General features: G+C 55.3%; 24 protein-coding genes. 12 read left to right on the plus strand and 12 right to left on the minus strand.

Annotated elements, in window-relative coordinates; translation table 11 throughout:
* Window positions 1–152 precede the first annotated feature (152 nt).
* From FS690_RS15015 to FS690_RS15045, 7 genes are all read right to left on the minus strand, one after another.
* Window positions 153–1,385 (minus strand): VWA domain-containing protein, encoded by a 1,233-nt coding sequence (locus FS690_RS15015; protein WP_145339852.1) that lies wholly within the window; start codon window positions 1,383–1,385, stop codon window positions 153–155.
* A 75-nt stretch (window positions 1,386–1,460) separates the two neighbouring features.
* A complete protein-coding gene (locus tag FS690_RS15020) occupies window positions 1,461–2,036 on the minus strand; it encodes a TerD family protein (RefSeq protein WP_040113372.1) in 576 nt (191 codons plus the stop codon).
* Between the two features lie 69 nt (window positions 2,037–2,105).
* Window positions 2,106–2,684, minus strand: a complete 579-nt coding sequence (locus tag FS690_RS15025) for a TerD family protein (protein WP_040113371.1) — start codon at window positions 2,682–2,684, stop codon at window positions 2,106–2,108.
* A gap of 68 nt (window positions 2,685–2,752) precedes the next feature.
* Complete coding sequence (locus FS690_RS15030) at window positions 2,753–3,787, minus strand: TerC/Alx family metal homeostasis membrane protein (RefSeq protein ID WP_065648022.1); 1,035 nt, start codon at window positions 3,785–3,787, stop codon at window positions 2,753–2,755.
* Window positions 3,788–3,815: 28 nt separating this feature from the next.
* On the minus strand, window positions 3,816–4,271 hold the full coding sequence (locus FS690_RS15035) for a tellurite resistance TerB family protein (RefSeq protein WP_065648021.1): 456 nt from the start codon (window positions 4,269–4,271) through the stop codon (window positions 3,816–3,818).
* A 12-nt stretch (window positions 4,272–4,283) separates the two neighbouring features.
* Entirely contained in the window at window positions 4,284–5,444 is a 1,161-nt protein-coding gene (locus tag FS690_RS15040; RefSeq protein WP_065648020.1) for a TerD family protein, read from the minus strand.
* Window positions 5,444–6,022, minus strand: coding sequence for a TerD family protein (locus tag FS690_RS15045; RefSeq protein WP_094111573.1), 579 nt, complete (start codon window positions 6,020–6,022; stop codon window positions 5,444–5,446). The genes FS690_RS15040 and FS690_RS15045 overlap by 1 nt, the downstream gene beginning before the upstream one ends.
* Before the next feature lie 307 nt (window positions 6,023–6,329).
* Between FS690_RS15045 and FS690_RS15050 the strand changes: the two genes are divergently transcribed.
* The 8 genes from FS690_RS15050 (at window position 6,330) to FS690_RS15085 (ending at window position 14,103) form a co-directional block, all read left to right on the plus strand.
* On the plus strand, window positions 6,330–7,427 hold the full coding sequence (locus FS690_RS15050) for an ATP-grasp domain-containing protein (protein WP_145339853.1): 1,098 nt from the start codon (window positions 6,330–6,332) through the stop codon (window positions 7,425–7,427).
* Window positions 7,424–8,557 carry a phosphoribosyltransferase domain-containing protein gene (locus FS690_RS15055; RefSeq protein ID WP_370512312.1) on the plus strand — a complete coding sequence of 378 codons (1,134 nt, stop codon included), beginning with the start codon at window positions 7,424–7,426 and terminating at the stop codon, window positions 8,555–8,557. Before FS690_RS15050 ends, FS690_RS15055 begins: the two co-directional genes overlap by 4 nt.
* Window positions 8,550–9,341, plus strand: coding sequence for a hypothetical protein (locus tag FS690_RS15060; RefSeq protein ID WP_094111571.1), 792 nt, complete (start codon window positions 8,550–8,552; stop codon window positions 9,339–9,341). Before FS690_RS15055 ends, FS690_RS15060 begins: the two co-directional genes overlap by 8 nt.
* Window positions 9,328–10,413, plus strand: coding sequence for a cysteine protease StiP family protein (locus tag FS690_RS15065; protein ID WP_145339855.1), 1,086 nt, complete (start codon window positions 9,328–9,330; stop codon window positions 10,411–10,413). The genes FS690_RS15060 and FS690_RS15065 overlap by 14 nt, the downstream gene beginning before the upstream one ends.
* A gap of 1 nt (window position 10,414) precedes the next feature.
* Window positions 10,415–11,347 carry an HpcH/HpaI aldolase/citrate lyase family protein gene (locus FS690_RS15070; RefSeq protein WP_065648015.1) on the plus strand — a complete coding sequence of 311 codons (933 nt, stop codon included), beginning with the start codon at window positions 10,415–10,417 and terminating at the stop codon, window positions 11,345–11,347.
* Window positions 11,348–11,377: 30 nt separating this feature from the next.
* A complete protein-coding gene (locus FS690_RS15075; RefSeq protein ID WP_065648014.1) occupies window positions 11,378–11,833 on the plus strand; it encodes a hypothetical protein in 456 nt (151 codons plus the stop codon).
* A gap of 179 nt (window positions 11,834–12,012) precedes the next feature.
* Window positions 12,013–13,566 (plus strand): sensor domain-containing diguanylate cyclase, encoded by a 1,554-nt coding sequence (locus FS690_RS15080; RefSeq protein WP_255471504.1) that lies wholly within the window; start codon window positions 12,013–12,015, stop codon window positions 13,564–13,566.
* Between the two features lie 93 nt (window positions 13,567–13,659).
* Window positions 13,660–14,103, plus strand: a complete 444-nt coding sequence (locus tag FS690_RS15085; RefSeq protein WP_104085941.1) for a DUF4174 domain-containing protein — start codon at window positions 13,660–13,662, stop codon at window positions 14,101–14,103.
* A gap of 57 nt (window positions 14,104–14,160) precedes the next feature.
* Here the strand turns inward: FS690_RS15085 and FS690_RS15090 are convergent, their stop codons facing one another.
* From FS690_RS15090 to relB, 5 genes are all read right to left on the minus strand, one after another.
* Window positions 14,161–16,221 (minus strand): pyrroloquinoline quinone-dependent dehydrogenase, encoded by a 2,061-nt coding sequence (locus tag FS690_RS15090; protein ID WP_370512313.1) that lies wholly within the window; start codon window positions 16,219–16,221, stop codon window positions 14,161–14,163.
* 49 nt (window positions 16,222–16,270) lie between these two features.
* Window positions 16,271–16,633, minus strand: a complete 363-nt coding sequence (locus FS690_RS15095; RefSeq protein WP_065648011.1) for a hypothetical protein — start codon at window positions 16,631–16,633, stop codon at window positions 16,271–16,273.
* Between the two features lie 813 nt (window positions 16,634–17,446).
* Entirely contained in the window at window positions 17,447–17,752 is a 306-nt protein-coding gene (locus FS690_RS15100) for a hypothetical protein (RefSeq protein ID WP_065648010.1), read from the minus strand.
* Between the two features lie 127 nt (window positions 17,753–17,879).
* On the minus strand, window positions 17,880–18,167 hold the full coding sequence (relE, locus tag FS690_RS15105; protein ID WP_145339857.1) for a type II toxin-antitoxin system mRNA interferase RelE: 288 nt from the start codon (window positions 18,165–18,167) through the stop codon (window positions 17,880–17,882).
* Window positions 18,167–18,406, minus strand: a complete 240-nt coding sequence (gene relB, locus FS690_RS15110) for a type II toxin-antitoxin system antitoxin RelB (protein ID WP_065648009.1) — start codon at window positions 18,404–18,406, stop codon at window positions 18,167–18,169. The genes relE and relB overlap by 1 nt, the downstream gene beginning before the upstream one ends.
* 587 nt (window positions 18,407–18,993) lie before the next feature.
* Here relB and FS690_RS15115 point away from each other — a divergent pair.
* The 4 genes from FS690_RS15115 to FS690_RS15130 all read left to right on the plus strand — a co-directional run bounded on the left by FS690_RS15115 (window position 18,994) and on the right by FS690_RS15130 (window position 24,674).
* Window positions 18,994–20,022, plus strand: a complete 1,029-nt coding sequence (locus tag FS690_RS15115; protein WP_094111569.1) for a tyrosine-type recombinase/integrase — start codon at window positions 18,994–18,996, stop codon at window positions 20,020–20,022.
* Window positions 20,023–20,092: 70 nt separating this feature from the next.
* Entirely contained in the window at window positions 20,093–20,476 is a 384-nt protein-coding gene (locus FS690_RS15120; protein ID WP_145339858.1) for a lysozyme inhibitor LprI family protein, read from the plus strand.
* Window positions 20,477–20,799: 323 nt separating this feature from the next.
* On the plus strand, window positions 20,800–22,896 hold the full coding sequence (locus FS690_RS15125; protein WP_145339880.1) for a bifunctional diguanylate cyclase/phosphodiesterase: 2,097 nt from the start codon (window positions 20,800–20,802) through the stop codon (window positions 22,894–22,896).
* A complete protein-coding gene (locus FS690_RS15130; protein ID WP_244555227.1) occupies window positions 22,890–24,674 on the plus strand; it encodes an EAL domain-containing protein in 1,785 nt (594 codons plus the stop codon). Before FS690_RS15125 ends, FS690_RS15130 begins: the two co-directional genes overlap by 7 nt.
* Window positions 24,675–24,682 lie beyond the last annotated feature (8 nt).

Genomic DNA, 24,682 nt, shown 5'->3' on the forward strand with positions numbered 1-24,682 from the left:
TCGGGTGTGGGTCAGCAGCTCAGAACGCTGCCGACGAACCCCTATTGTGCGCTTAGTTATCCGCAATTGATACCGTATTGACATTGATTTGCATAAAACTTGCAGCGTTCTGACTGTAAACCGCAGCGGCAGGAAAAACGCTCTGCCGTACCTTATCGCAGAATACGTTTTTGCTTTGCTGCATCCAGCCAGTCACGAAACTCCACCAGCAGCCAGTCGTAAAGCTGCTCATCGCTGATATTTCTGACATCATCAACCGGAAAAAAATGTGTATTGTCGATCAGGCGATCGGTAAAGGTATCCAGACGCTCCAGCACGCCATAATTATTGCCGCCCAGGCCTAAGAATTTATAAAAAACTGGCAGTGTGGCGGACTCTCTGAGTTTCTCTTTGATAAGGCGTGTTTTATTGATGCCGCCATCGGTAATAAAGACCACATACACCGGTAGTGTGGCGTCGCGATAGGTATTGTTAATCGCTTCCAGTACCGGTGGCTCATTGTTCGTGCCGCCCAGACCCGGCAGGATTTCCCACATCGTCCGCCTGCCGTCGTTGCGAATACGATCGATGTAACCCTCAAGGTTATCCAGTGACACATCCTCGTACTGACGAAATTTTTCGCCAAACGCCCAGACCGGCATGCTGCCGTCATCATCAAACTGCACGGCCAGCGCCGCTACCCGCTCCAGCACCTTCTGCACATTACCGCGCTTAAACTGTGCCGTCATGGAGCCTGACGCATCCAGCACAAAGGCGACCTGCGCTTTAACTTCTGAGAGCCGGTGTTTCTCCAGACTGACGCGGATTGGTTTTGCCAGGCTGACCAGTTGCGGCAGTTTTTCAAGCTTCTTCTCCAGGCTAACCGCGGGTACTGATGCGATCACAGGTTCTGCTACATCCACGCCAAAATGCAGCGCCAGCGGATGAAGGCCTCCATCAAATCCCTGCCCGACCGCTCGCAGTTTCCACTGTTCGTTATGACGATAGAGATGGCAGACAATCAGGGCTTTCTCGCGTCGATCGCCGGGTGCGATATCGTAGCGATGTTCACCACACTGCAGAGTAAGCTGCTGTAAACCCCCTACTGTATCGCTGCCATCGATAACCAGCGTAACAGCAATACGCATGACGGCAGCGGGTAGCGCGTGAAGCTGAATCTGAAAACGCGCCTCTCCGGCATGGCTGTGCATGACAATACTGCGGTTTTCGTTATGCGGCTGGTTGAAAAAAATCATCGACGAATCACCGAGGACTTTTTCATTTGCGCCGAGCAAAAACGCTGAAGCATCAATGTCGCTGCTGAATCCAGGCCTGGTTTTCCAGGTCAGGCAGAGTTCAGGACACGTGCTATTAAGAGCAATATTCTGTCCGGTGGTCAGTTCCATATTTCACTCCCTGTGGGTGGTTAACAGACAAAAAAAAGCCCCTTCACGGGGAAGAGGCTCTTTTGCAGCAGTCCGTTACACGGATACGCCGTGCTGAGCTGCCAGCGCTTTCAGGCCGCCGGCAAAGCCCTGGCCCACCGCTTTAAATTTCCACTCACCGTTGTGACGATAGAGCTCGCCGAAGACCATGGCCGTTTCGGTGCTGGCATCTTCTGACAGATCGTAACGGGCGATTTCGCTGTTGTTGTCTTCGTTAACAATACGGATGTAGGCATTAGAGACCATACCGAAGTTCTGCTTACGCGCTTCCGCATCGTAGATGGTTACCGCAAAAACGGCTTTCTGCACGTCGGCGGGCACGGTAGCCAGCGAAATTTTTACCTGCTCATCGTCACCCTCGCCTTCACCGGTGCGGTTGTCGCCCTGATGCGCGACAGAGCCGTCCGGGCTGGTGGCGTTGTTGAAGAACACGAAGTGCTGATCGGATAACACTTTGCCATCTGCGCCGACCAGAAAGACCGATGCATCCAGGTCAAACGCCTGACCATCGGTGACGCGTGAGTCCCAGCCCAGACCAGCAATCGCTTTGGTCATGGTTGGGGCTTCTTTGGACAGGTTTACGTTACCGCCTTTTGTCAGATTAACTGCCATGGTGAAATCCTCTTTGCTTGTGGCTGATGCCCGGCCAGACCGGGCAGATAATGGGTATGTGACTGCGGATCAGGACGCGTTGATACCATACTGCGCGCAGACTGAGGCCAGGCCGCCTGCATAGCCCTGACCAACGGCGCGGAATTTCCACTCGCCCGCGTGGCGATAGAGCTCGCCAAACAGCATTGCGGTTTCCGTGCTGGCATCTTCAGACAGATCGTAACGCGCGGCTTCCACGTTGCTGTCGTTGTTGACCAGACGGATAAAGGCGTTTGCCACCTGCCCGAATGACTGGCGGCGGGTTGCGGCATCATGAATGGTGACCACAAAAACAATTTTGGTCACGTCCTGCGGTACGCGGTCCAGTTCAACGATCAGCGATTCGTCATCCCCGTCACCTTCACCGGTACGGTTGTCACCGGTATGGGTCACGGAACCATCAGCCGATTTCAGATTGTTGTAAAAAATGAAGTCGTGATCGCCACGCACCTTGCCTGCATCGGTGAGCAGAAAAGCGGAGGCGTCAAGGTCAAAATCCTGACCGTCAGTGGAGCGGGTATCCCAGCCCAGACCAATTTTCACATTTTTCAGTGAAGGGTCGACTTTTGCCAGGGAGACGTTGCCGCCTTTAGAGAGAGTCACTGCCATGTTATTTTCCTCACGTCGTGCATACGCTGTATGCGGTATTCAATAGCGCGGCCGGGCCGCGCCCTGACTTACTCTGCCTGCTCTTCTTTTTTACCCGGGAACAGCAGGCTCGCGATAATCCCCAGTGCCAGCACGCCCAGTACGACATAGAGGCTGGTGGTTGCGCCGATAGCGTAACCGTGATGGAAGAAGTGCTCGGTCGCGTTCAGGCCCAGCTTGAAGGCGATAAAGAACAGCAGCACGATCACCGCTTTTTCCAGATGCACCAGATACTGCTTCAGTCCTTCCAGCACGAAATAGAGTGTACGCAGACCAAGGATAGCGAACATCATGGCGCTGTACACAATCAGCGGCTCGCGGCTGACCGCGATCACGGCCGGCACCGAGTCGAACGCAAACATCACATCTGAAAGTTCAACCACAGCTAAACAGAGCAGCATCGGCGTAGCGTAGCGGGCCGCTTTGCTCACGCGACCTACCTGCACATCCGCGTTCTCCGGCTTAGCGAGTTCAGCATCGACCTCTTTCTGGCTCAGCACAAAGGCGCTGCCTTTGAGTTTTGGCCAGATTGGATAGAAACGTTTGACCATGCGGTAAGCAAAGTGCTGTGAGTAATCTTCGATCTCATCATCGTCATCGCCGCTTTTCAGCATCATCACAGCCGTCCAGCCTACGATAACGGCAAATACCACTTCCACCCACGGACCGAGCGCCAGCAGGCCTGTACCGATGGCAACAAAAACGCCGCGGAACACGATGGCACCGATAATGCCCCAGTAGAGCACGCGGTGACGGTAGTTATTAGGAATGGCAAACCAGGAGAAGATCGCCATCATGACAAACAGGTTGTCTACCGACAGGACTTTTTCCAGCGCATAGCCGGTCACAAACAGGCTGGCCACTTCCGCGCCGTGATGGACATACAGGAAGCCTGCAAAGGCCAGCGCCATCAGGATCCAGAATACTGACCAGCCCGCCGCGCTTTTCAGCGAAATAGGTTTGTCATGCCGGTGCATGAACAGGTCGATAAAAATAGCTCCGACAGAGAGCAGTAAAAACACCGCTACCGTTTCAATCGGAAACCCGATATGGGTCGATTCCATCTATTAGCTCCAGAAAAGTCAGTAACGGTTACAGGCCAAATTCAGCGGGCTGAAAGCCCAGCGCCTGAATAATTTCGCGGGCGTTAGCCTGCTCAGTGGCGTCAAAGTCACCGTCGCTTTTGGCCACGGCAATACCCACCCGGACCGCAAGCTGCGCCTGTTCCGGTTTATTTTTTAAGGCGAGGATATATTTCATTGTTTCACCCTTGCCCACTTCCATATCGAAAGAGAATGAGGTCACCAGCTTTTCAAAAAACTGGATCACCTCATTGGTGTCGAAAATACTCAGCTCCGGCGACGCCCGCAGGAACCCCATCATTTTCTGCTTCTCTTCGCTGCTGACGCCGTCGCTGGCAACAGCAATACGGGCACAGACGGCCACGGTGCCTTCGAGAAAGGCGCGGTTTTTGTAGCGGCTTACCTGTTTTGTCAGCTCGTCGCGGCCGGCGTTAAATTTGTCTTTAAGAGAGTTAAAAAAGCTCATAATTACTCCTGATTACTTGGAACCGGCGCGCCAGTTAAAGCCCCAGCCAAACGCCTGATCGAGTTCCTGATGGCCGCTGAAATAGCGGTTGATACGCTCTACGCGGATTGCGCCGTTGTCGTTAATCAGACGGGCAATCGCACACATGTTTTGCCGGTTGTTGCCTTCAGTAAGCGCGGTTTCCACCGGCGGCTGTCCCGGAACCTGAATGGTCACCATGCCGTCAGTGTTTTCCCAGCTCGGCACACCTTCATAGATAAAGGTAAAGATCAGGACTTCTTTGATCTGCTTCCATTCGCTGCCGTTGATATGGATCCACTCACCGTCGCTGACGGCGCCGGTACGGTCATCGCCCTTCAGCTCAACGAAGGGTTCGCTGCGGAAGCTGCCAAATTTGTTGCCCAGCGCCTGTACGATAGTGCGATAGCCATCTTTCAGCTCCACAAACGCAGCCAGATCAAGGTCAACACCTTTGTTATTGTTAAAGATGCCCTTCAGGAAACCGCCGCCGCTGTTGCCGGCAGCGCGCTGGTTCCAGTTCAGGTTGACGCGGATCTGACCATAGTCATCCTTTTTCGTCAGGCTGATGGAGGGCTTCTCTTTTGTCAGACTGACTTTGCTCAGATTTACGACGGGCTGTGGTGCTGGTGCCGGAGCCGGTGCGGGCGCAGCGCTGCTCTCATCCACTTCTATACCAAAGTGTTCAGCCAGCGGCTGCAGGCCGCCGTTAAAGCCCTGAGAGACAAAGCGGAACTTCCATTCGCCGTTACGACGATAAAGCTCGCCCAGGATCAGCGCAGCCTCACTGCGTCCGGTGGTATCAACATCACACTGCACCAGCACGCTTCCGCCGGCTTCGACCTGAATGGCGAGACGCGCCAGTGACGCAACGGTTTTGCCGGCATCACAGGTGGCGGTAAAGGCTATTTTCTGCACATCGCTTTTCAGCGTTGCCAGATTAACGGTAAACATGGTTTCGTTGCCGGACGCGGAAAGACGCACTGTACTGTCATCATTTTCGCGCTGGCCATAAAACACCATGTCCGAATCGCCGCGCACTTTGCCGTTGTCATAGAGACGAAACGCTGAGATATCGACCGGTACGCCAGAGGAGACACGCACCACCAGCGATTGATTAGGTACGGGGGCATTGCCCCCTGGCGTCAGGTTCATCAGTAGAGTACCGCCTGAATATCGGGGATCATGTCCTGAATGGTGCGGGCACGCGAAGCGTTGCCGTGCGCAGTAAAGTTCCACTCGCCGCCGCTGCGGCGCAGTGAAGCTATTACGACCGCCGTATGCGAGCCCTGCTCGGTCAGGGTAAATTTCGCCAGCTCTTTGCCCTGCTGATCAACAACGCGACAGAAGGCATTCGCTACATCGTTGAAGGTTTGCCCGGTAAAGCTGTTTACCGTCAGCACCAGGCTTTCAATGCTGGCTGGCAGACGCGACAGATCGGCTTTGATCACCTCATCATCGCCGTCGCCTTCGCCAGTACGGTTATCGCCGCTGTGGACTATTGAACCATCATTTGAACGAAGCTGGCGGAACCAGACGGTGTCCACCACGCCACCGTGCGCGTCAAGCAGCACGCAGCTGGCATCAAGATCAATGCTATCGCCCCCGCCGAGAAGTTTGCCAAAGAGTCCTTTCTTTTTGGCAGGATCCCAGCCGAGTCCGAACTGAATTTGAGAAATCGCACTGCTGGATTTCGCCAGCGAAATTGTCTGATTCTTACTTAAAGATACCATCACTTCTCCTTAATGAGTGGTTAGCTGCTGCAGTAAAAACGCCGATCAATTTAACAGCTCAGCAATCATAACATGAGTTTTATCCTGCGCAAGAAAACAATCATCATATGATTACTTTCAGTTGTGAATGTAATGTTTTATAAAGAATTATCTATTTTTATTGGTAAGGCGGTAACTGTCATTAATCTGTAAATGAAGCGAGGTGCTTTATTAGTTTATTCAATCATAATATGATTGCCTGAATGTTCTGGCGTTCACCTGACGGCGCCAGCAGGCCCTGCGCTGCAAAAATAAGGAATACAACACGATGAGTCAGCCGGATGCTATCTGGTTTATGGAAGGGGTTTCTTCCCAAAAAGATATTCTTGCGCTGGTGGCGCAGGCGCGACGTGCGGGCCGGCATGATTTCGTGCTGATTGCCTCTCACCGCTCCTCCCGCCCGGAAATTCTGGCGGAAGCAGATGTTGCTTATCTGGAACCTGAGGATGACGGTGCCCTATTCGCTTTTATCCGGCATGTCTGTCAGCAGCACCGGGTACGTGCCATCCACGCCGGCAAACGCGGAGCGTTGCTGGAGCAGCAGCGAACGGCTATTGAAGCGCTGGGTGTCAGGCTGGTAACAGGCGCTCGCGAGCGCGCCACCTTTACGCTCGCTGATAACAAAACCCGTTTTAGCGCGGAGATGAGCGCGCACGGTCTGCCTGCCGTACCTTCAATTGAAGTGCGCACGCCGGATGAGGTAGCGGCTGCGATAGCGCAGGTTGAGGCGCAGGGCCATCGACCCTGTATCAAACCGGTGCACGGCATCTATGGCATGGGGTTCTGGGTGCTGCGACGCGATGCGCATACCCTGAGCTTTTTTAACAACCCGGACAGCCGCCAGATCCATCCTGACGTGCTTATTGAGAGCCTGCGTCGTGCACAGCAGGCCGGTGAGTCGCTGCCGCTGCAGATTGTCATGCCCTGGCTTGCAGGTCCGGAACGCTCGGTAGATATGCTGGTGGAGAATGGCCGGGTCATTGCAGCCGTCGCCCGGCGCAAAGAGGGCTCAGTACAGGTTTTTGAACAGGAGACGCCCGCCTGGCGCCTGGCAGTTGCCTGTGCAGAGACGCTGCATGTGGATGGCCTGATTAATGTCCAGGCCCGCAACGATGCTGAAGGGCATCCGGTGCTGCTGGAGGCTAACCTGCGTCCTTCTGGCGGTATCGGTTATACCGCGTTCAGCGGGATTAACCTGCCCGGCCTGTTTGCACTGCGTCAGCTGGAACTGATTTCCGCAGCGGACGCCATTGCGCAGCGTGCCGCGTTTAATCCGGTGCAGGTCATCCCGACCAATGCCGTTCAGCCTCTGCCACAGTGTGACCCTGTCACATGGTCTGCCAGCCCGGATGAGGAGTGCCGCTGATGACCGCTGCCTTACAGATCTATCAGCGCGAGCTGCCTGGCGGCACGCTGCGTGTAGAAACGACGAGCGAGACGCCACTGGAGACGCTGTTTGATATTGCCGCACGCCGCAATCCCAAACGGGCATTCCTTTTTGTCAGCAAAATACTGGGACGTCATATCCCGGTCAGTCCGGCCATCATGCGCGCCAGTTATGAGACGCTGGCAGCAAAACTGCCACATGACCTTCCGGGGCCGGTGCTGTTTATCGGTATGGCCGAAACCGCCGTGGGTCTCGCCGCTGGCGTATTCCGCGCGGCCAGAGAGCAGATCGCTGAGCCGGTGTTCCTCACCAGCACCCGTCATCCGGTAGAAGGTGATTTGCTGTGTGAATTTAAAGAGGATCACAGTCACGCCACCGATCACCTTATCTATCTTCCGGCTGACGCTACGCTGCGCCGCCGTGCGCTGCAGGCGCGTACGCTGGTACTGATTGATGATGAAGCGACCACGGGCAATACGTTTCTGAATCTGCTGCAGGCGCTGCGCGAAGCGGGTCTGCAGGCGGTGACGCGTGTGGTCACCGTCACGCTCACCGACTGGAGCGGTGATGCCGTGCGTCATCACTGTCCGCTGCCGGTGGAGCCGGTTTCACTGGTTGCGGGCCGGTGGCACTGGACCCCACGCGCAGGGGCACCGGTACCGGTAATGCCTGCGGTAAACATGACGGCGCAGGGCGCAGTGGCCCTCTCCGCCCGTCAGGACTGGGGACGGCTGGGGATGGCGGACGCTCACTGCCGCTTTGCAGACGATATGCACTCTGAGCCGGGCGAACGTATTCTGGTACTGGGATCGGGAGAATTTATCTGGCCACCTTTTCTGCTGGCAGAGCGTCTGGAGCAGCAGGGTGCCTGCGTGCGCTTTGGTTCACTGACGCGCTCGCCGATCTCAGAAGGTCTGGCGATTAGCTCCATACTCGCTTTCAGCGATAACTACGGTCTTGGCATGCCAAATTTTGTCTATAACGTGGCGCATCAGCAGTTTGATCGGGTGATTATCTGTGTTGAAACGCCCGCGGAGGCTGTCTGTCCCACCCTGCTGGCAGGATTACAGCAGACGGCCCCCCGCATTGAGGTGATCGCTTATGAATAAGCCGGTTGTGCTGTGCGATCTGGATGACACGCTGTTCCAGACGAAAAGAAAAATGCTGACCGAAACCCTGCAGACCCCGGTTGAAGTGGGCGCCTACGATCGCGAGCTGCAGCCGCGCAGCTTTATGTCACAGGAGCAGTCGATGCTGGTCTCCTGGCTGCTGCAGAGCGCAGAGCTGATCCCGGTGACCGCGCGCGGTACGGAAGAGACGGCGCGCGTGGCGCTGCCTTTTACATCCTGGAAAGTCATGACGCACGGCGCGGTTATTGCGTCACCTGACGGCAGCCTTAACCGCGCCTGGCAGGATCGTATTACCAGCGAGCTGTCAGCCATGCGGGCACAGCTGGTTAGCTATCGCCAGCAGCTGAGCGATGCGCTGGATCGCGCTGGCCTTAATGCCTGGTGCCGCATGAACTACGAGTATGATGGTGTCCCGATCTATTTTGTGATGAAACATCGCGACAGCACGCAGATTGCCGAACTCTATGCGTTCAATGCGCAGATGCAGCAGCAGCTCGATACGCGGGGCTTTTATATCCATGCCAATGGCAACAATATCGCCTGGATCCCTGACTGCATTCAGAAGGGGCATGCGGTGGCGTGGCTGTTGCAGCAGCTGCGCGACACGCGTGGCCCATTCCCGGTAATGGGGCTGGGCGATAGCCTCAGCGATTTCAGCTTTATGCAGCACTGTGACTGGTTTGGCATGCCCGCCCGCAGCCAGTTTACTGACGCCATCCGCCGCCATATTTTTGACAAGGCCGACGCCCATGAAAAACCTTGAATTACAGCAGCTGCATGGCACCTATCTGCCCTCGGACGTGCAGTTTTTGCTGAATCCGGTTCAGCTTGAGATGACGCCGGTCGATGAGAAAGAGCGCCTGATCCAGTCCGGCCAGAAGCACTATTCCGAGATGCTGAGCCAGGAGCCGGCGCCGTCTGCGGCGCATCTGGAGATATTTAACTGCGCGCTGGAGATGGGCAGCGCCCGGCTTGCACGTGACGTTGTGACGCTGGCTAAAGGGCTGATAGCTCAGGCCGCCGGGCAACCTGTGATTCTGGTTAGCCTGGTACGGGCCGGCGTGCCACCTGGCGTGATGCTGCAGCGCGCGCTGCGCGATATGGGCGTGGTATCGTATCACTACGGTATCAGCATTATCCGCGATCGCGGCATTGATGAAACTGCGCTGAGCCTGATTGAGGCGAAGCACGGCACAGAGGGCATCGTATTTGTGGATGGCTGGACCGGTAAGGGTGCCATCACCGGCCAGCTGATTGAGAGCCTGCGCGACCGGCCCGGCTACCCGCCGTTGCCGCGACTGGCGGTGCTGGCCGATCCGGCGGGCTGCGCCTGGCTTGCCGCCTCCGATGACGACTGGCTGATCCCGTTTGGCATTATGGGCGCGCCGGTTTCCGGCATGGTGTCACGTTCCCTGTGGAGCGCCTCTGGCCTGCACGGCTGCGTGCTGTGCGATCATCTGCTGGCGTATGACTGCAGTTTGCGCATGGTGGACACTGTAGACCGGTTCCGGCAGCAGCTGGATACGGCACAGATTGCTGCAGCGGTGCCTTACGCCACCCACCTTCGCAACCAGCAGGCGATTGCTCAGGCAGTGATTAACCAGCTGGCGGCGCAGTATCATATTCTTAACCGCAACCGTATCAAACCCGGCATTGCCGAAGCCACGCGCGCGGTGCTGCGCCGCGTGCCCGATCACGTCCTGGTCCGCAGTAAAACCGATCCGGATGTCGCCCTGCTGATGCATCTGGCCGCGCAAAAAGATATTCAGGTAAAAGAGATGGGCGATACGTTGGGGCAGTATCGTGCCGTAACCATTATCAGGAAGGTGTCGTGATATGAGCCTGCCACTCTCCCCCTGGATGCTGGGTGCCACGCTCTATATGCCTGCCACCCGCGGCGATCTGGCTGACGTGATCCTGCATGGAAAGATCCCCCAGCTGCGTTCGCTGGTGATCTGCCTGGAGGACGCCGTCAGCGAGCGGGATGTGACTCTGGCGCGGGATAACCTGCAGACTTTACTGCGCCAGCTTCAGCAGCAAACCCCCACGCATACCCCGCCGCTGGTGTTTATCCGGCCGCGCGATGAAGCCATGGCTGCCGCATTGCTGCACGATAGCGAATTGTCTGGTATCGACGGGTTTGTTTTACCGAAGTTTAATCAGGCTAACGTACTCTCCTGGTGGCGTCTGCTGGCGCCAACGTCGCTGCTGCTGATGCCGACGCTGGAAACGCGCGATGTTTTTGACAGTACCGCGATGCAACAGCTGGCAAGCCTGCTGGAACAGCACCCGTGCCGCGAGCGTATCCTGGCTCTGCGCATTGGCGGCAACGACCTGATGTCGGTTCTGGGACTGCGGCGCTCGCGCCACCTTACGCTCTATGAGGGGCCGCTGGGTTACGTGGTGAAAATGCTGGTGGCGACCTTTGCGTCGCGCGGGTTTGCGCTAACGGCCCCGGTGTGTGAACGCATCGAAGATGTGGCGCTGCTGGAGCGTGAGCTGGCGCTGGATGTGGCGCACGGGCTGGTCGGGAAAACGGCTATCCATCCGGCGCAGCTGGAGATCATTCAGCGCGGTCTGATGGCGGAGCAGAGCGACTACGAAGATGCGCTGCGCATCATGAATTCAGAACAGGCAGTATTTAAATCGCAGGGCGCAATGTGCGAACCTGCCACGCATCGCAACTGGGCTGCTGCTATGCTGGAGCGGTCTGCACACTGCGGTATTGTCAGCGCGTATACCGGCGCGGTTTACGCCCAGCGTCAGTGATCGCTATCTTTACTCTTTTAACGGTGTGCTATGCCTCTGAGCGCAAAACAGTACAGACAGTATCAGCTGGTCGCCTTGCTGAGCACGGGTAAACCCGTAGAAAAGGCGCTTTTACTGCAGCAAATGGCGTGCTCTGAACCGACGTTTGTGCGCGATTTACGTGAAATCCGCACCAGCTATCAGGCAGAGATCAGGTTTAATAAATCCGCCGGTAACTATCAGATGACCGGCGCCGGATCGCTGACGCCTAAAATCGTTAAAATGATGCGTGAAAGTCTCGCGTTACATGACAGCGCGGGTGCAGGACAGAATCTCTCTGCGTCAGTGATACTCGACAAAGAGGCCAAAAAGTCGGTTTCTCTCTCCCTGCGCCTGTCGGTATTACGTAAAATTCAGCTTTACGCTAACCGCCATAATCTTAATCGCAGTCAGGTGATTGAGTGGCTGGTTGAACAGAATCTGGGTAAGGGAGGCAAGAAGTCTTAACGCACGGGAATCAGGCCATTTGCTGAACAGTCCGGCGTTTATCAGCCGGCCTGAATCAGCCTGAAAACAGGAAAAAGCGAACAGCAAGTTACCCGCCAGATTGATAACCACTTCTGAACAGATTGTGGCTGATGTATGATGCCTGCCTGATTTCTGCCGCCTGCTCAGAACCCGACTCTATGCGAAAAAACTCACTTAACGCTTCAGGCTCTTCACTGCTAAAAACTTCGCTGGGAAAAAGCATGATGCTGTTTCTGGTATTGATTAGCCTGTTTGTGGTGGCAATCAACGCCTGGTCGCTGTGGAACTCCTGGCAGCAGATCATAAGTGAGAAGAAAGATGATGCGCGCAATCTCTCTGTATCGCTGGCCAAACATGCTGAAGATTCGTTTCTGCAGGTTGAGATCACCTTAGCTGATGCGGTCAGGCAGTTGCGTCAGCGCGGCAATGAGTACGCGGCGACGCCGGCGTTTTTGCACCAGCTCAAAGAGCAGCAGAGTAAACTGCCGCAGCTGCATGGCCTGTTTGTCTATGATACTGACGGACACTGGATCGCCTCATCCGGTAACTTTGTGCCGACCAATGCCAGCAATGCCGATCGCGCCTACTTTTTATGGCACCGCAATCACAATGACACCAATCTGCTTATCAGCCGCGTTATCCGCAGCCGCTCTACCGGCGATCTGGTTATCCCGGTTTCAGTACGCCTGAACGACAGTCAGGGGAACTTTGCCGGTGTGGCGCTCGCCACGGTGCGCGTGGACTATTTCCGCCAGTATTACAGCTACTATGCGCTGGGCGATAAAGATACGCTGGGCCTCATTCTTGCTGACGCATCGGCCCTCTATATTCGCCCTTTCCCGGACGCCTATATTGGCAGAATGCTCTCCGCCAGCCCGCTGTTTAAAACTGAACTCAAATCTGCGTCCAGCGGCAACGCGACCTGGCGCTCCTCTCTTGATGGCATCGTGCGCGTTTACGGCTATGCGCGTCTGGAGCGCTATCCGCTGATTGTTACCGCCGGGTATGACCTTGCCGCAATCCGCAAAGCGTGGCTTACCGGTAACCTGATTAATCTGCTGCTCAACCTGACGCTTCTGTTTGCCATTGCCGGCATGGGGCTTCTGGTGCTTCGCCAGGTAGGAACTAACGTCAGAAATCAGATTGAGCTGACCTTTGTGCGGGATGAACTTACCAGCATTAACCATACGCTGCAGTCGCTGGCACTGGTGGATGGTCTGACCGGGCTGGCCAACCGGCGACAGTTTGACGCCCTGCTCGACCAGGTGCTGCTGAAGTCATATAAAAGCGGCGATCCGGTGGCGCTGATCATGATCGATGTCGACTGTTTCAAGCATTATAACGATACTTACGGTCACGTTGCCGGCGATGAATGCCTGCAGGATGTGGCGCAGGCCCTGAAGAGCTGCGTGCATTATCATGGCGACGTTGTGGCGCGCTACGGTGGCGAAGAGTTCGCCATCATTCTGCCGAACACCGACTTTTCAGAAGCGCAAATTGTCGCCGGACAGGCGGTTAAGGCCGTAAGAGAGCTGGGGATTGCCCATGAGAGCAGCCTGGTCGCCGCAGGCGTGGTAACCGTGAGCGCAGGCTACTATTCACTGGTCTCTGCCGGGGAAGCGTCAGAAGCGGAACAGCTCAGACGCGAAGCGGACCAGGCGCTTTACCAGGCGAAACGCAGCGGCCGCGATCGGGCGTGCGGGCCGGTCTGACAGCGCTGAGCCAGGTAAAGAACCGTCAGATTCTGGCAAGTGGTTAATGCTCAGTCCAGACTTAGCCTGTTATTGCCAAAAAGGGGCCGGCTTATGCCTTCTGCATCGCGATTACGCTTCACCCTCAACGTTGTGCTGTTTACCCTGGCGCTGAACGGTGCGGCGCAGGCTGCCCGCCAGCCAGAACCGCTGTTTCAGACGCTGCAGCCAGCGCAGAATTCGCTGGAGAATTATCGCTGGCATAAGCGGCTGCTTGTGATCTTCGCCCCTTCTGACCGCGATACGGATTTCATACGGCAAATGGCGCTGTTGCAACAGCAGCAGGATGCGCTCAGGGAGCGTGATATCGTGGTGCTGAGCGATGTCCGCCCGGCGGACGGCGGCGCGCTGCGTGCGCAGCTTAATCCTGCCGGATTTGAAATTGTGCTGGTGGGTAAAGATGGTGGCATGAAACTGCGCGAGACCCGGCCGGTAAGCGCGGAGGCCCTGCTCTCACTGATTGACCGTATGCCGATGCGTCAGGCAGGCCAGAATTAGCGTAATAAAAAAGCGGGGCACTCAGGCCCCGCTCTGTTTACCGCTGCATATGCAGGATCACTCTTCCGGAAGGGCGTAAACCACAACCTGATCGCCGACCTGATCTTTCAGAATCGTATTACCACCCGCCACAAAGGCGACATACTGACGCCCTTTATACTCATAGACAGACGGGTTAGCAACGGCAGGTGCTTCTACCTGATCGGCCCACAGCTCTTCACCTGTGTCCACGGAGTAGGCGCGGACTTTGGCATCCATTGAGGCACCGATAAAGATCACGCCGCCTGCGGTGACTGCCGGACCACCAATCGTCGGTGAGCCCCAGCTTTCCGGCATAAAGAAGCCGTACTGCTGCGAAGCACCGACCGGACGACGCCACTTCACGTCACCGGTATGCATATCGATCGCCACGATTTCGCCAAACGGCGGCTGCCAGCACGGCATGCCCAGCCAGTTGTTTGCGACCATCAGACGCAGACCATACGGGGCACCTTCCTGAGGTGCAAAACCGCTTTCATTGCCCGAGCCGTTATCCGCTTTCTCATAATCTTCACGGCTGTAGAGCTTGATATACTGCACAATGTGCGAGGTGTTGACGATAGCGATCTGCTTCTGCGGATCGAACGCCACGCCACCCCACTGTACGCCGCCAGCGCTGTCAGGATAGGTCAGCACACCTTCGCCTTTGGTTGTAGGCGGCGAATACATGCCATCGTAGCTCAGCTTGTCCCACAGGCGGGAACACTGACCTGCTCCTACGATGTCAGCCAGCTTCCAGATAGCCGGCTTTTTCGACTGATCCAGCAGCGGAGCGGGTTTGGTCGGGAAAGGCTGCGTAGGGGCCAGTTTTTCACCCTGTACTGAACCATCGCCCTGCGGCACCGGGCGCTCTTCAATTGGCCAGACATCTTCACCGGTCAGGCGATTTACCACAAACAGGAAGCCCTGCTTGGTGGCCTGAACCAGCGCCGGGATCTGCTTACCATTTACGGTAATGTCCATCAGCGTCGGCGCAGAGTTGATATCGTAATCCCACACATCGTGATGCACCCACTGGCGCGACCAGACAACTTTACCGGTTTTGATATCCAGCGCGGTCGTTGAGGTACTCAGCGGAATAGACTCCGTGCGGTTGCCGCCCCAGTAGTTAGGCGATGGGGATGAAACAGGCAGATAGACCAGACCGTTGGCCTCATCTGCTGACATGTGAGTCCAGACGTTGGCGGTACCGGTGCGGGCGCGAACGTTTTCCGGAATCGCTTCAAAGGTCCATTCCAGCTTGCCGGTCTGGGCGTTTACGGTAAAGACCGTGCCTGGAGGGGCTTCTGCATATGCCCAGTCTTTACCTGCCCAGCCAATCATTAAATGATCGCCCACAACCGTAGGCGGCTGCAGAATAGAGAGCGGATACTTCGCGTTAACGGTATTCCACTGATCAATGTCTAACACGCCTTTATTGGCAAAGTTTTCGCACGGTTTGCCGGAGTCGGCATCCAGCGCCCAGAGCTTAGCGTCAACGGTGCCCATATAAACAATCTTCTGACACGCTTCGCCTGCTACCGGATTTTTAGCCTGCCAGTATGACACGCCGCGGTTTTTCAGGACCGGTTGCGTCAGTGCTTTACGCGGTGATTTGGTATCGTAATGCCACTTCTCTTTACCGGTACCCGGATCGAGCGCAATTAACCGATCGAACGGCGTGCCGACGTAAATAGTCTCATTGGCAAAAATTGGCGTAGCGGACCAGACCGTGGCAGGCGTATCCCCTTTTCCGTCTGAGACATCACCGGTATGAAACTCCCAGATCTTCTTCAGTTTGCTGACGTTTTCCGTCGTGATCTGCTTCAGCGGGCTATATTTCTGTGCGTTCAGCTGACCGTGAAAGCTGTCCCAGGTTGCGCCTGCCGGCACCAGTGGTGTAGCCGGGTTAGCAGCGGATTCCACTTTCTGTCCATCAAGCTTGCCGGTGGATGCATCATCGGTGGTTTTTGTGGTTCCCGCTTCCTGCTGATCGGCAGCATCCACATCCAGTTTTTGACGCGCGCCCATCGACGCTTCGGTGGCTTTATCTTCTGCGTGCAGTGAAAATGAACTCACCAGCAGCGCAAGTGCCGTCATACTGACTTTCATCAGCGGCGAATAATTAGTGTTTTGCACAGGTGACTCCTCAGACTCTGACGCGTTGGGCATGGCGCCCTGTTTGTTTACTCAGCGCGATAAGCCCAATCAGGCCGACCACCATGGCTGCAGTAATGATGTACTGGTGCAGCAGCGCAGCGGAGAAGCCGATACCAAACAGCACCGCCAGCGTCACAACGATCCAGAAAACGCGCGCGCCGCCGGTGCTGCCGCGCAACAGCAGAGTCAGCAGCGCCAGTACCACGCTGGCAATAGCCACACCGAGTGCACCGATGGTGCCGGTTACGCCGGTCAGCGGCGTGAGCCAGGCCCAGAGCGCTACGCCAAAGCCAATAACGGCTGCGATGAGCAGCAATATGCTGCCCAGCCGTGAAGATTGAGAATGCAACATAGCAGGAGATCCCCCTGTTGAAAGACGTCATGTAAACCCACAGGCCGTGCGCAACGCTGAGCACAATAGCCTGCAAAAAAAGATAGCGCCGCTGCCGGATCGGGAGCCAGCAGCTGGTTTATCTAACGCAGTGAGTATAGATGAAGGAAAATAAAGTGCTCAGGTAAACAGGAGATAAATTAGCGCTGAGGCTTAGCTTAATTAATGCAAGATACACCATGCAGGATATTTTATTTTTTTTCTTACAAGCTGCGCGCCCTTAATTGCCCTGATTTGATTCAGGAGTAAATAAAGATAACCGGCCTGAAATTATGGCATGATAGCAGTCATTGTTTTTTATTAAATGGCTAACAGCATTGCTGTCGTGCATATCATAAGCTGTTGCTTATGGGGCAGCGTCAGGCACGCAATGACAGGTGCTATTTCCGCAGAAAAGGCTCTAAATTAGCGGCGTTAAATGATTGCAGGAGTATTTGGTGGCGGCTAAGGAAAAAGACAGATCGTCGATGTTTAAATAACTTTATTCCATAAAACACCTAAAATCAAAGACATAAATTTAACTTCATCTGAATGTTACTTGTTATTATTTGTCATGTAATGAGTTCACAACAATTTTATATCTTTACGCTTTATTTAATAACATATCACATAATATATGCGCGGTTTCACTTATTAAATATATTTATTCTAAATATCAGGGCTGGTGATAGCTATGCCTGCAGATGAAAAAATATTATTTATAAATTAATTATAATGTAAAGCATGAGCATAAAAATCTTTGTCAGAGATTTTATATGCTCATATCGTATGGCATTATTTTGGAAATTTATAGCCTGCCGGACGAGTTGTATCCGCTCTGGAGCGGTTCAGAAAAGCCCTGATTCTGCATTTATCCGCCGCTTCCGGTTTCACTTTCACAGGCACGGTACAGACGTGAAGCCTGTCGCGGCTATCTATCCTGACTTCAAACAGCATGCGATCGTTGTCGGGCACAGGCAAATAGATCACCCGTTCCTGCATTAACTTTGCCTTCAGTTCAGGGGTTAAATAGCCTGAATGCATCAGGGAATTGGCAAAAGACTCAAGTAACTCACCGCCATTAAATGCCGGTTCAGCCATAACAGACTCCTTCTTATCGCATCGGTGATTGTTTTTTCACTACGCCCTGAAGCACGTCGACAGGATAATTGTCAACGCAAAACAGAAGTGTCGCCTTCGGTGCGAAACAGAGATTTCATGCTTTGATTCAGAGAATGCGTTTGACCGCCTCGCTATATACTTCCGAGCGTTCTCTTTTCCCAACAGAAATCACGAAGACAACAACTTTCTCGTCTATAACCTGGTATACAAGGCGATAGCCTGAAGACCGGAGCTTAATCTTGTAACAGTCAGGCATACCACGGAGCTTGTTCGCTTCAATCTGGGGTGACTCAAGTACTTCAGCCAACTTCTTTTTCAACTGTTCACGTACCGTCGAGCCCAGCTTTCGCCATTCCTTTAGTGCCCGCTCGTCAAAATCCAGTAAATACGCCATCAGAGCTCATCCAGCGTCACGCGTACTGGCTTAGGATTGCGAAGACGCTCTTTCACTATCTCCACGAGTTCAGCGTCTTCATCACTAAGGAGTGTCTGTTTGAACGGCAAACGTTCATTTTCAGCGATATATTCAAGCATGAGGCGAAGCGCTTCAGAGGGAGTAATACCCATTTTTTCAAGCGCGGCGTAAGAACGCGCTTTAAGTTCATCGTCAATACGCAGGTTTATGCTACCCATGTCTTACATCTCTTGTAATTACAAATGTCATTACAATTATTGCACTACAACATGCTTAGGGCAAGTCACGATGGACGTCAGAAAAGTAGCTGTAAGAACGCTGATCACAATCCGCTTTGTGCCAGAAGCGGACATTGTCAGTTCAACTGGTGCGAAGAGAGGGCTCTTCGAATACCTAAAATAACCTTAGTAAAAACAGTAACTGTCTCTTTGATCATGAGAAATTCCCCAGAAAATCGCCAGGGAACATTACAGCTTAGCGTTAACATCGACAGGATAAATATAGCGTATAACCGTCACGTTTTTTGATTGGGTTTCCTGATGCATGATCCCGGACAAATTAAATCTGCATATCGGCGCAACAGAGATGTTTTTATAAATTCATATAATACCCATTATATGAGGTTATCTTCTTTGTGCCGTTCACGTTAAGATAAGCGTCAAAAGATACATTCGATTGGGTTCTGTGAATTCGTCCCGATCGGTCAAAATTCAGGCGTCGCTACGTCGATTCTGCAGGTTATCGGGAGGTAATCCCCTGCAAAAATCGCGTAGCGTTGCCGTTAATCTGAGCAGAAAGAGTGATTATGAGTGAAATCATCCCGGCTGCAGGCTTCATTACTGCGGCCGATGACGACATAACGCAGCGGCTGAAAGAGTTTGTCAGCGATAAAGATGCTTTTTCTGACAACACGTGGCGTCAGCTGCTGAGCGTGATGCGCAGCTGCAGCCGCTGGGCCAGTGAGCATGGCCGCTCATTTTTACCCATGTCTCCTGCCTGCCTCCGGGATTATCTGCTCTGGCTGCAGAGCAGCGGCAGAGCCTCTTCCACTATAGCAACGCACGCGGCGCTGATCTCAATGTTACACCGTAACGCGGGTCTGATGCCGCCTAATAGCGCCCCGCAGGTGTTTCGTGCCATTAAAAAGATCAACCGTACTGCGGTGATTCAGGGGGAGCGCGCGGGTCAGGCGGTACCGTTTCGCATAACAGATTTGCTGACGCTGGACAGACTCTGGTCAGGTTCAGAGCGTCTTCAGCAGGTGCGCGATCTCGCTTTTTTGCACGTTGCTTACGCCACGCTGCTGCGTATCAGTGAAGTGGGCCGGTTACGCGTCAGAGATATTACGCGCGCGGCTGACGGACGCATTATCCTTGATGTGGGCTGGACCAAAACTATTGTGATGACCGGCGGCCTGATTAAAGCACTGGGGGAGCTCTCTTCAGAACGGCTTACGACGTGGCTGCAACTCTCCGGCTTAATTAATGAGCCAGATGCTTATCTTTTCGGCCCGGTTCATCGTACTAACCGCGCCGCAGTCGCGAGTGCAAAGCCGCTGTCAACGCGCGCGCTGGAGGATATATTTGTTCGCGCCTGGCAGCAGGCGGGGCCGGGCAACGACGCCGCCCCCAATAAAAATCGCTATCGCGGCTGGAGTGGTCACAGTACCCGCGTCGGGGCCGCTATCGATATGGCGGCGAAAAAATACAGTACGGCGCAGATCATGCAGGAAGGAACGTGGAAAAAGCCGGAAACGGTCATGCGCTATATTCGTCACATCGATGCACATGACGGCGCGATGGTTAATTTTATGGATAACCACTTTTCACAATAAGACTTTCAGCGCTATGGCTGACTACACTTGCAGAGCCACTATCAGGACACTATAAAACGGAGAGAACGTGATGAAAAAGTTCATACTTGGTGCGCTGTTGATGCTGCCTGCCGCTGGCATAATGGCAGCAGAGTGCGACAAGGCTGAAACACAGATGGAAATGAATGAGTGTGCGGCAAATGCGTACAATGTCGCTGATAAAGCGCTGAACAGCAGCTATCGCCAGATACTGAAGCGGATGAGCGGCGATCAAAAAACGCTGCTTCAGACTGCGCAGCGGCGCTGGATCGCCTGGCGCGATGCCGACTGCGATTTTATGACCTCCTCCACGCGCGGCGGCTCAATTCATCCGATGCTGATATCGCAATGTCTGCAGAACAAAACGGAGCAGCGAACCAAAGAGTTGCAGTCGCTGCTTAACTGCGAAGAGGGCGATCTCAGCTGCCCGCGTTAAGAAATAGTTACTTACGGTTGAAAACCGATTCCGCCTGAAGTTCTGGTCTGTTATGCCGATAATGTAGCAACAGGCATATGACGCTATACATCTCCTGTTTGCTGCTATCGGCAGCGTACTGACAAAAAAATTGCCTGACTGAGTTAATTAGCTCAGTCAGCTATGCAGGACCTTTCTTCCGGCGACAGGCTATCTGTCTGACTGAACGTGTCCCCACTCTGCTGTGTCAAGCCGGCCACAGCATTCACAACAGGGGATCGCCATTGCAACCCACACCTGACGCCGAAGCGGCGCGCCTTGAGGCGCTGGCACAGTATCAGCTGATGAATACGCCACCTTCTGACGCGCTGGACCGCCTTACCATGCTGGCAGCGCGGCTGTTTCGCGTACCGGTGGCATTTATTTCGCTGATTGACAGTGACCGGCAGTTTTTTAAATCGCGTCATGGACTCTCAATCTGCGAAACCTCACGCAGCGTCGCGTTTTGTCATTTTACCCTTGAACAGGACGATGTACTCTGCGTGCCGGACACCCGTCTGGATGCGCGTTTCAGCCAGAATCCGCTGGTGCTGGGGTATCCCCATATTCGCTTCTATGCCGGTATTCCGCTCACTACCCCGGATGACCACCGCATTGGCACCGTCTGCCTGATCGATACGCAGCCGCGCGCCGCGCTGAATGCTACCGATCGCCGGCATCTGTCCGCTATCGCCTCGCTGGTTATGGACCAGCTGGAGGTGCATCGTCTGGAGCTGCTGCGGCACAGCAGTCAGCAGCGGCTGGAGGCGATCTCTTCAACCTCCTCTGATGCCATTATCTGCACCGATATCCGGCAGGGTGTCATATTCTGGAACCCTGCCGCGACCCGGCTGTTTGGCTACAGTGCGCAGGAGATGCTGGGTGAATATGTCGCGGATCTGGTGTCAGAACGCTCGCAGACCGCCTATCGTCAGGAGCTGGCGCGCATGATGGCCGATCGGTCAGCTATCTCACAGCCGCGCCGGGTGCAAATCTGGGCAAGGCGACGCAGCGGGCAGGCGTTTCCGGCAGAGGTCTCGTTCTCTGGCTGGCAGGAAGATCAGGAGCGCCTGGTTGGCATGATCATCCGCGATGTCACCGAACGTCATGAAAGTGAAGCGCGGCTGTGTGAACTCGCGTCACTCGATATGCTCACGCGGCTGGCCAGCCGCAGTGCATTTATGGATCAGCTGGAGCAGCTGACGCGGGCGGACGTTCCGTTCACGCTGCTGATGGTCGACCTCGATGGCTTTAAAGAGGTCAACGATATGCTGGGGCATGCGGCGGGCGATGCGCTGCTGTGTCACGTCGCCGGACAAATCCGCACGGTCTGCGCTCAGGCAATCATGGCTGCCCGGCTTGGCGGGGATGAGTTCGTGATTCTGCTGCCTGGAGATAGCCAGGCCGCGCAGCAGATCGCACAACAGCTGGTAGAGGCGGTGCAGAGTCCCTTCAGTTATCAGGAGACGCCGGTCGTGGTGGGTGCCAGTCTGGGTATCGCTTCCTGGCCGCAGCATGGTCGCGATGCCTCAGCGATGATGTCTGCTGCCGATCTCGCACTCTATCAGGCAAAAGCAGCCGGTAAAGGCTGCAGCGTAGAGTTCGTCCCCGCGTTTCTGGAGGCGGAGCAGCAGCGACGTCGCTTTGAGCGCGAGCTGGAAGTCGCCGTGCGGCAGCACCAGTTTGTGCTCTATTATCAGCCACAGTTTGATGCAACAAGCCATGCGCTTACGGGCTGTGAAGCACTGCTGCGCTGGCAGCATCCGACGCGCGGCCTGCTGCTGCCTGAGGCATTTATTGGCATGCTGATGAAAAGTTCGCTCTCAATAACGCTGGGTGAATGGGTGCTGCGCAGCGCGCTGCAGCAGGTCATCCTGTGGCGGCAGCGGCATCCGGCGCTGCGCGTCAGCATTAACCTGTTTCCCCGCCAGCTGGATGATATCCGGCTGGACAAACTGCTGCGGGAACTCACCGGCAGCGACGCCGGTTTTGTCGATCTGGAAGTGGATGAGTCAATGCTGACAGCGCTGGTACAGGAAGTGCCGGCGCGCCTGAACGCAATCAGACAAACCGGCGCCAGTTTTATTATCGATCACTATGGCCGCGCGCTGGGTGCCATCAGTTTGCTGCAGCATGAATTTGTCAACGGCCTGAAGCTGGATAAGTCACTGACGGCGCAGCTGACTGAAAACAGCCGTATCCGCATGATGTTCGGGGCGCTGGCGGCGCTGGGGAAGAGTCTGCAGCTCAGGGTGCTGGCTGAAGGAGTAGAAAACAGCGCGCAGCGAATGCTGGTGAATCAGGCTGAATGCAATACGATTCAGGGGCATGCCCTGGGCGAACCGCTGAGTCCGGACGCCTTTCAGCAGCTGCTGCCCGGCAGCGCGGAGGCTCTGTGCTAATTGATTCTGCGGATGATGAGAGTCTGCACCGTCGTGCCCTGCAGGCGCTGCGCGAACCGGATGAGTGTCGTGACGAAGTACTGGGTAAATTTGCCCGGCTGGCCAGCCAGGTGCTGGGGATCCCGGGATGTTTTGTTTCAGTACTGGATGAGCGTGACCAGTATATCCGTGCGGCGCGCAATTTTACGCTGAAGCAGACCACCCGCGAAGAGTCGCTCTGCCGCTATGTGGTTGATGATGACAGCCCGATGGTCATCCCGGATACCTGGCTTGACGCCCGCTTTGTCACGCATCGTTTTGTCACCGGCTCGCCCTGGATCCGCTTTTACGCGGGCGTGCCGCTGAAAAACCGCGAAGGGGTTATCTTTGGTACCCTCTGCGTCACCGATGTTGAGCCGCACCCCTTCGGTACGGAGCAGCTGGAGACGCTGCGGCTGCTGGCAAATCTGGTGATCTCCTTCCTGGAAGCGTGGCACGCAGCGGGCTTTACCGACCCGGTTACCGGCCTGCCAAACCGGCAGCGGCTGATCCGCGATCTGCAGCATCTTGCCACGTCTGGCGATATCACGCCCCGGCGTCTGGTGCTGATTGAGTGTGTCGATATGCCGCGCGCCTGGGAGCTGGCGCGCTCAATGGGCGTCGGCCCGGTGGAAAGCCTGCTGAAAGATGTTGCCACGCTGCTGCCGCTGCGCCTGCGCCCGTCGCTGGGCGAACTGCTTTATACGGTTGCAACCGGACGTTTCGCGCTGCTCACCCGCACCAGCAGCCGCCTGAGCGCGGAGTGGATTGCCGGGCGGATGGAAGGAATAAGCGCTGATTTAGGCGAAGGGCTTTCCGTTGCGCTGACCACCCATACCGGTCAGGCAGATTTTACCGCTGGCTGCTTTAGCGGCAGTGAAATTCTGCGCCGTGCGGTCAGCGCGCTGCATGAAGCTATCGGACGTAACCTGCCTTCCGTAGCCTACAGCGCATCGGCAGAGGTGCAGCACAGCCGTGATTATACCCTGATGCATGAGTTCGCCGCCGCGCTGCGCAGCGAAGGCGGACTTTATCTGGTTTATCAGCCAAAAATATGTCTGCAAACCGGCGCGCCGATTGGTCTGGAGGCGCTGATCCGCTGGCGTCATCCGGTTCATGGCGAGCTCTCTCCGGTGGCATTCGTCCCGCTGGCGGAGCAGACCGAGCTGCTGCAGGCGATGACCACGTGGGTCATTGATCAGACAATTGCGCGCATGGCGCGACTGCGCAATCACTGTACGCAGCTGCCCGTTACGGTTAATGTCAGCCTCAACGATTTTGCGCGTGAAGAGTTTGCCGCCATGCTGGAGGAGCAGATGCAGCGCCACCGCCTGCCGACTTCTCTGCTGGGTATTGAGTGTCTGGAAACCGAACGCATTATCGAAAGCCCGATGGCAATGGCCGGGCTGATGCGGCTGAAACAGCGCGGCTTTGGTATTTCGCTGGATGATTTTGGCACCGGCTACAGCAATATCAGTTATCTGCGGCGTATGCCGCTGGATGTCATCAAGCTCGATCGCTCTCTGATCAGCGATCTCTCTTCTGATATGGCATCGCGTATCATCGCCCGCAGCATCATCAGCATGCTGAAAGAGCTGGACTATGTAGTACTGGCAGAAGGTGTCGAGAATGCGGAAACCGTCGATACCCTGACGGAGTATGGCTGCGATCAGGCGCAGGGATACTTTTACGCCAGGCCCATGGCCGATCGGGAACTGGATGCGTGGCTGCTGTGGAAGCTACGTGAACAGTGTCGCTGAGTGAGCCG

Origin of the sequence: Pantoea sp. PSNIH1 (assembly GCF_007680655.1) — a bacterium.
GTDB lineage: Bacteria > Pseudomonadota > Gammaproteobacteria > Enterobacterales > Enterobacteriaceae > Pantoea > Pantoea eucrina.

Excerpts from the sequence above, each read along its gene's own strand:
- FS690_RS15030 (WP_065648022.1), bottom strand. The coding sequence starts at position 3,787 with ATGGAATCGACCCATATCGGGTTTCCGATTGAAACGGTAGCGGTGTTT.
- FS690_RS15095 (WP_065648011.1), bottom strand. The coding sequence starts at position 16,633 with ATGTTGCATTCTCAATCTTCACGGCTGGGCAGCATATTGCTGCTCATC.
- FS690_RS15060 (WP_094111571.1), top strand. The coding sequence starts at position 8,550 with ATGAATAAGCCGGTTGTGCTGTGCGATCTGGATGACACGCTGTTCCAG.
- FS690_RS15080 (WP_255471504.1), top strand. The coding sequence starts at position 12,013 with ATGCGAAAAAACTCACTTAACGCTTCAGGCTCTTCACTGCTAAAAACT.
- relB (WP_065648009.1), bottom strand. The coding sequence starts at position 18,406 with ATGGGTAGCATAAACCTGCGTATTGACGATGAACTTAAAGCGCGTTCT.
- FS690_RS15120 (WP_145339858.1), top strand. The coding sequence starts at position 20,093 with ATGAAAAAGTTCATACTTGGTGCGCTGTTGATGCTGCCTGCCGCTGGC.
- FS690_RS15015 (WP_145339852.1), bottom strand. The coding sequence starts at position 1,385 with ATGGAACTGACCACCGGACAGAATATTGCTCTTAATAGCACGTGTCCT.
- FS690_RS15100 (WP_065648010.1), bottom strand. The coding sequence starts at position 17,752 with ATGGCTGAACCGGCATTTAATGGCGGTGAGTTACTTGAGTCTTTTGCC.
- relE (WP_145339857.1), bottom strand. The coding sequence starts at position 18,167 with ATGGCGTATTTACTGGATTTTGACGAGCGGGCACTAAAGGAATGGCGA.
- FS690_RS15025 (WP_040113371.1), bottom strand. The coding sequence starts at position 2,684 with ATGGCAGTGACTCTCTCTAAAGGCGGCAACGTCTCCCTGGCAAAAGTC.
- FS690_RS15085 (WP_104085941.1), top strand. The coding sequence starts at position 13,660 with ATGCCTTCTGCATCGCGATTACGCTTCACCCTCAACGTTGTGCTGTTT.
- FS690_RS15035 (WP_065648021.1), bottom strand. The coding sequence starts at position 4,271 with ATGAGCTTTTTTAACTCTCTTAAAGACAAATTTAACGCCGGCCGCGAC.
- FS690_RS15075 (WP_065648014.1), top strand. The coding sequence starts at position 11,378 with ATGCCTCTGAGCGCAAAACAGTACAGACAGTATCAGCTGGTCGCCTTG.
- FS690_RS15090 (WP_370512313.1), bottom strand. The coding sequence starts at position 16,221 with ATGACGGCACTTGCGCTGCTGGTGAGTTCATTTTCACTGCACGCAGAA.
- FS690_RS15070 (WP_065648015.1), top strand. The coding sequence starts at position 10,415 with ATGAGCCTGCCACTCTCCCCCTGGATGCTGGGTGCCACGCTCTATATG.
- FS690_RS15125 (WP_145339880.1), top strand. The coding sequence starts at position 20,800 with ATGAATACGCCACCTTCTGACGCGCTGGACCGCCTTACCATGCTGGCA.
- FS690_RS15115 (WP_094111569.1), top strand. The coding sequence starts at position 18,994 with ATGAGTGAAATCATCCCGGCTGCAGGCTTCATTACTGCGGCCGATGAC.
- FS690_RS15045 (WP_094111573.1), bottom strand. The coding sequence starts at position 6,022 with ATGGTATCTTTAAGTAAGAATCAGACAATTTCGCTGGCGAAATCCAGC.
- FS690_RS15040 (WP_065648020.1), bottom strand. The coding sequence starts at position 5,444 with ATGAACCTGACGCCAGGGGGCAATGCCCCCGTACCTAATCAATCGCTG.
- FS690_RS15020 (WP_040113372.1), bottom strand. The coding sequence starts at position 2,036 with ATGGCAGTTAATCTGACAAAAGGCGGTAACGTAAACCTGTCCAAAGAA.
- FS690_RS15050 (WP_145339853.1), top strand. The coding sequence starts at position 6,330 with ATGAGTCAGCCGGATGCTATCTGGTTTATGGAAGGGGTTTCTTCCCAA.
- FS690_RS15065 (WP_145339855.1), top strand. The coding sequence starts at position 9,328 with ATGAAAAACCTTGAATTACAGCAGCTGCATGGCACCTATCTGCCCTCG.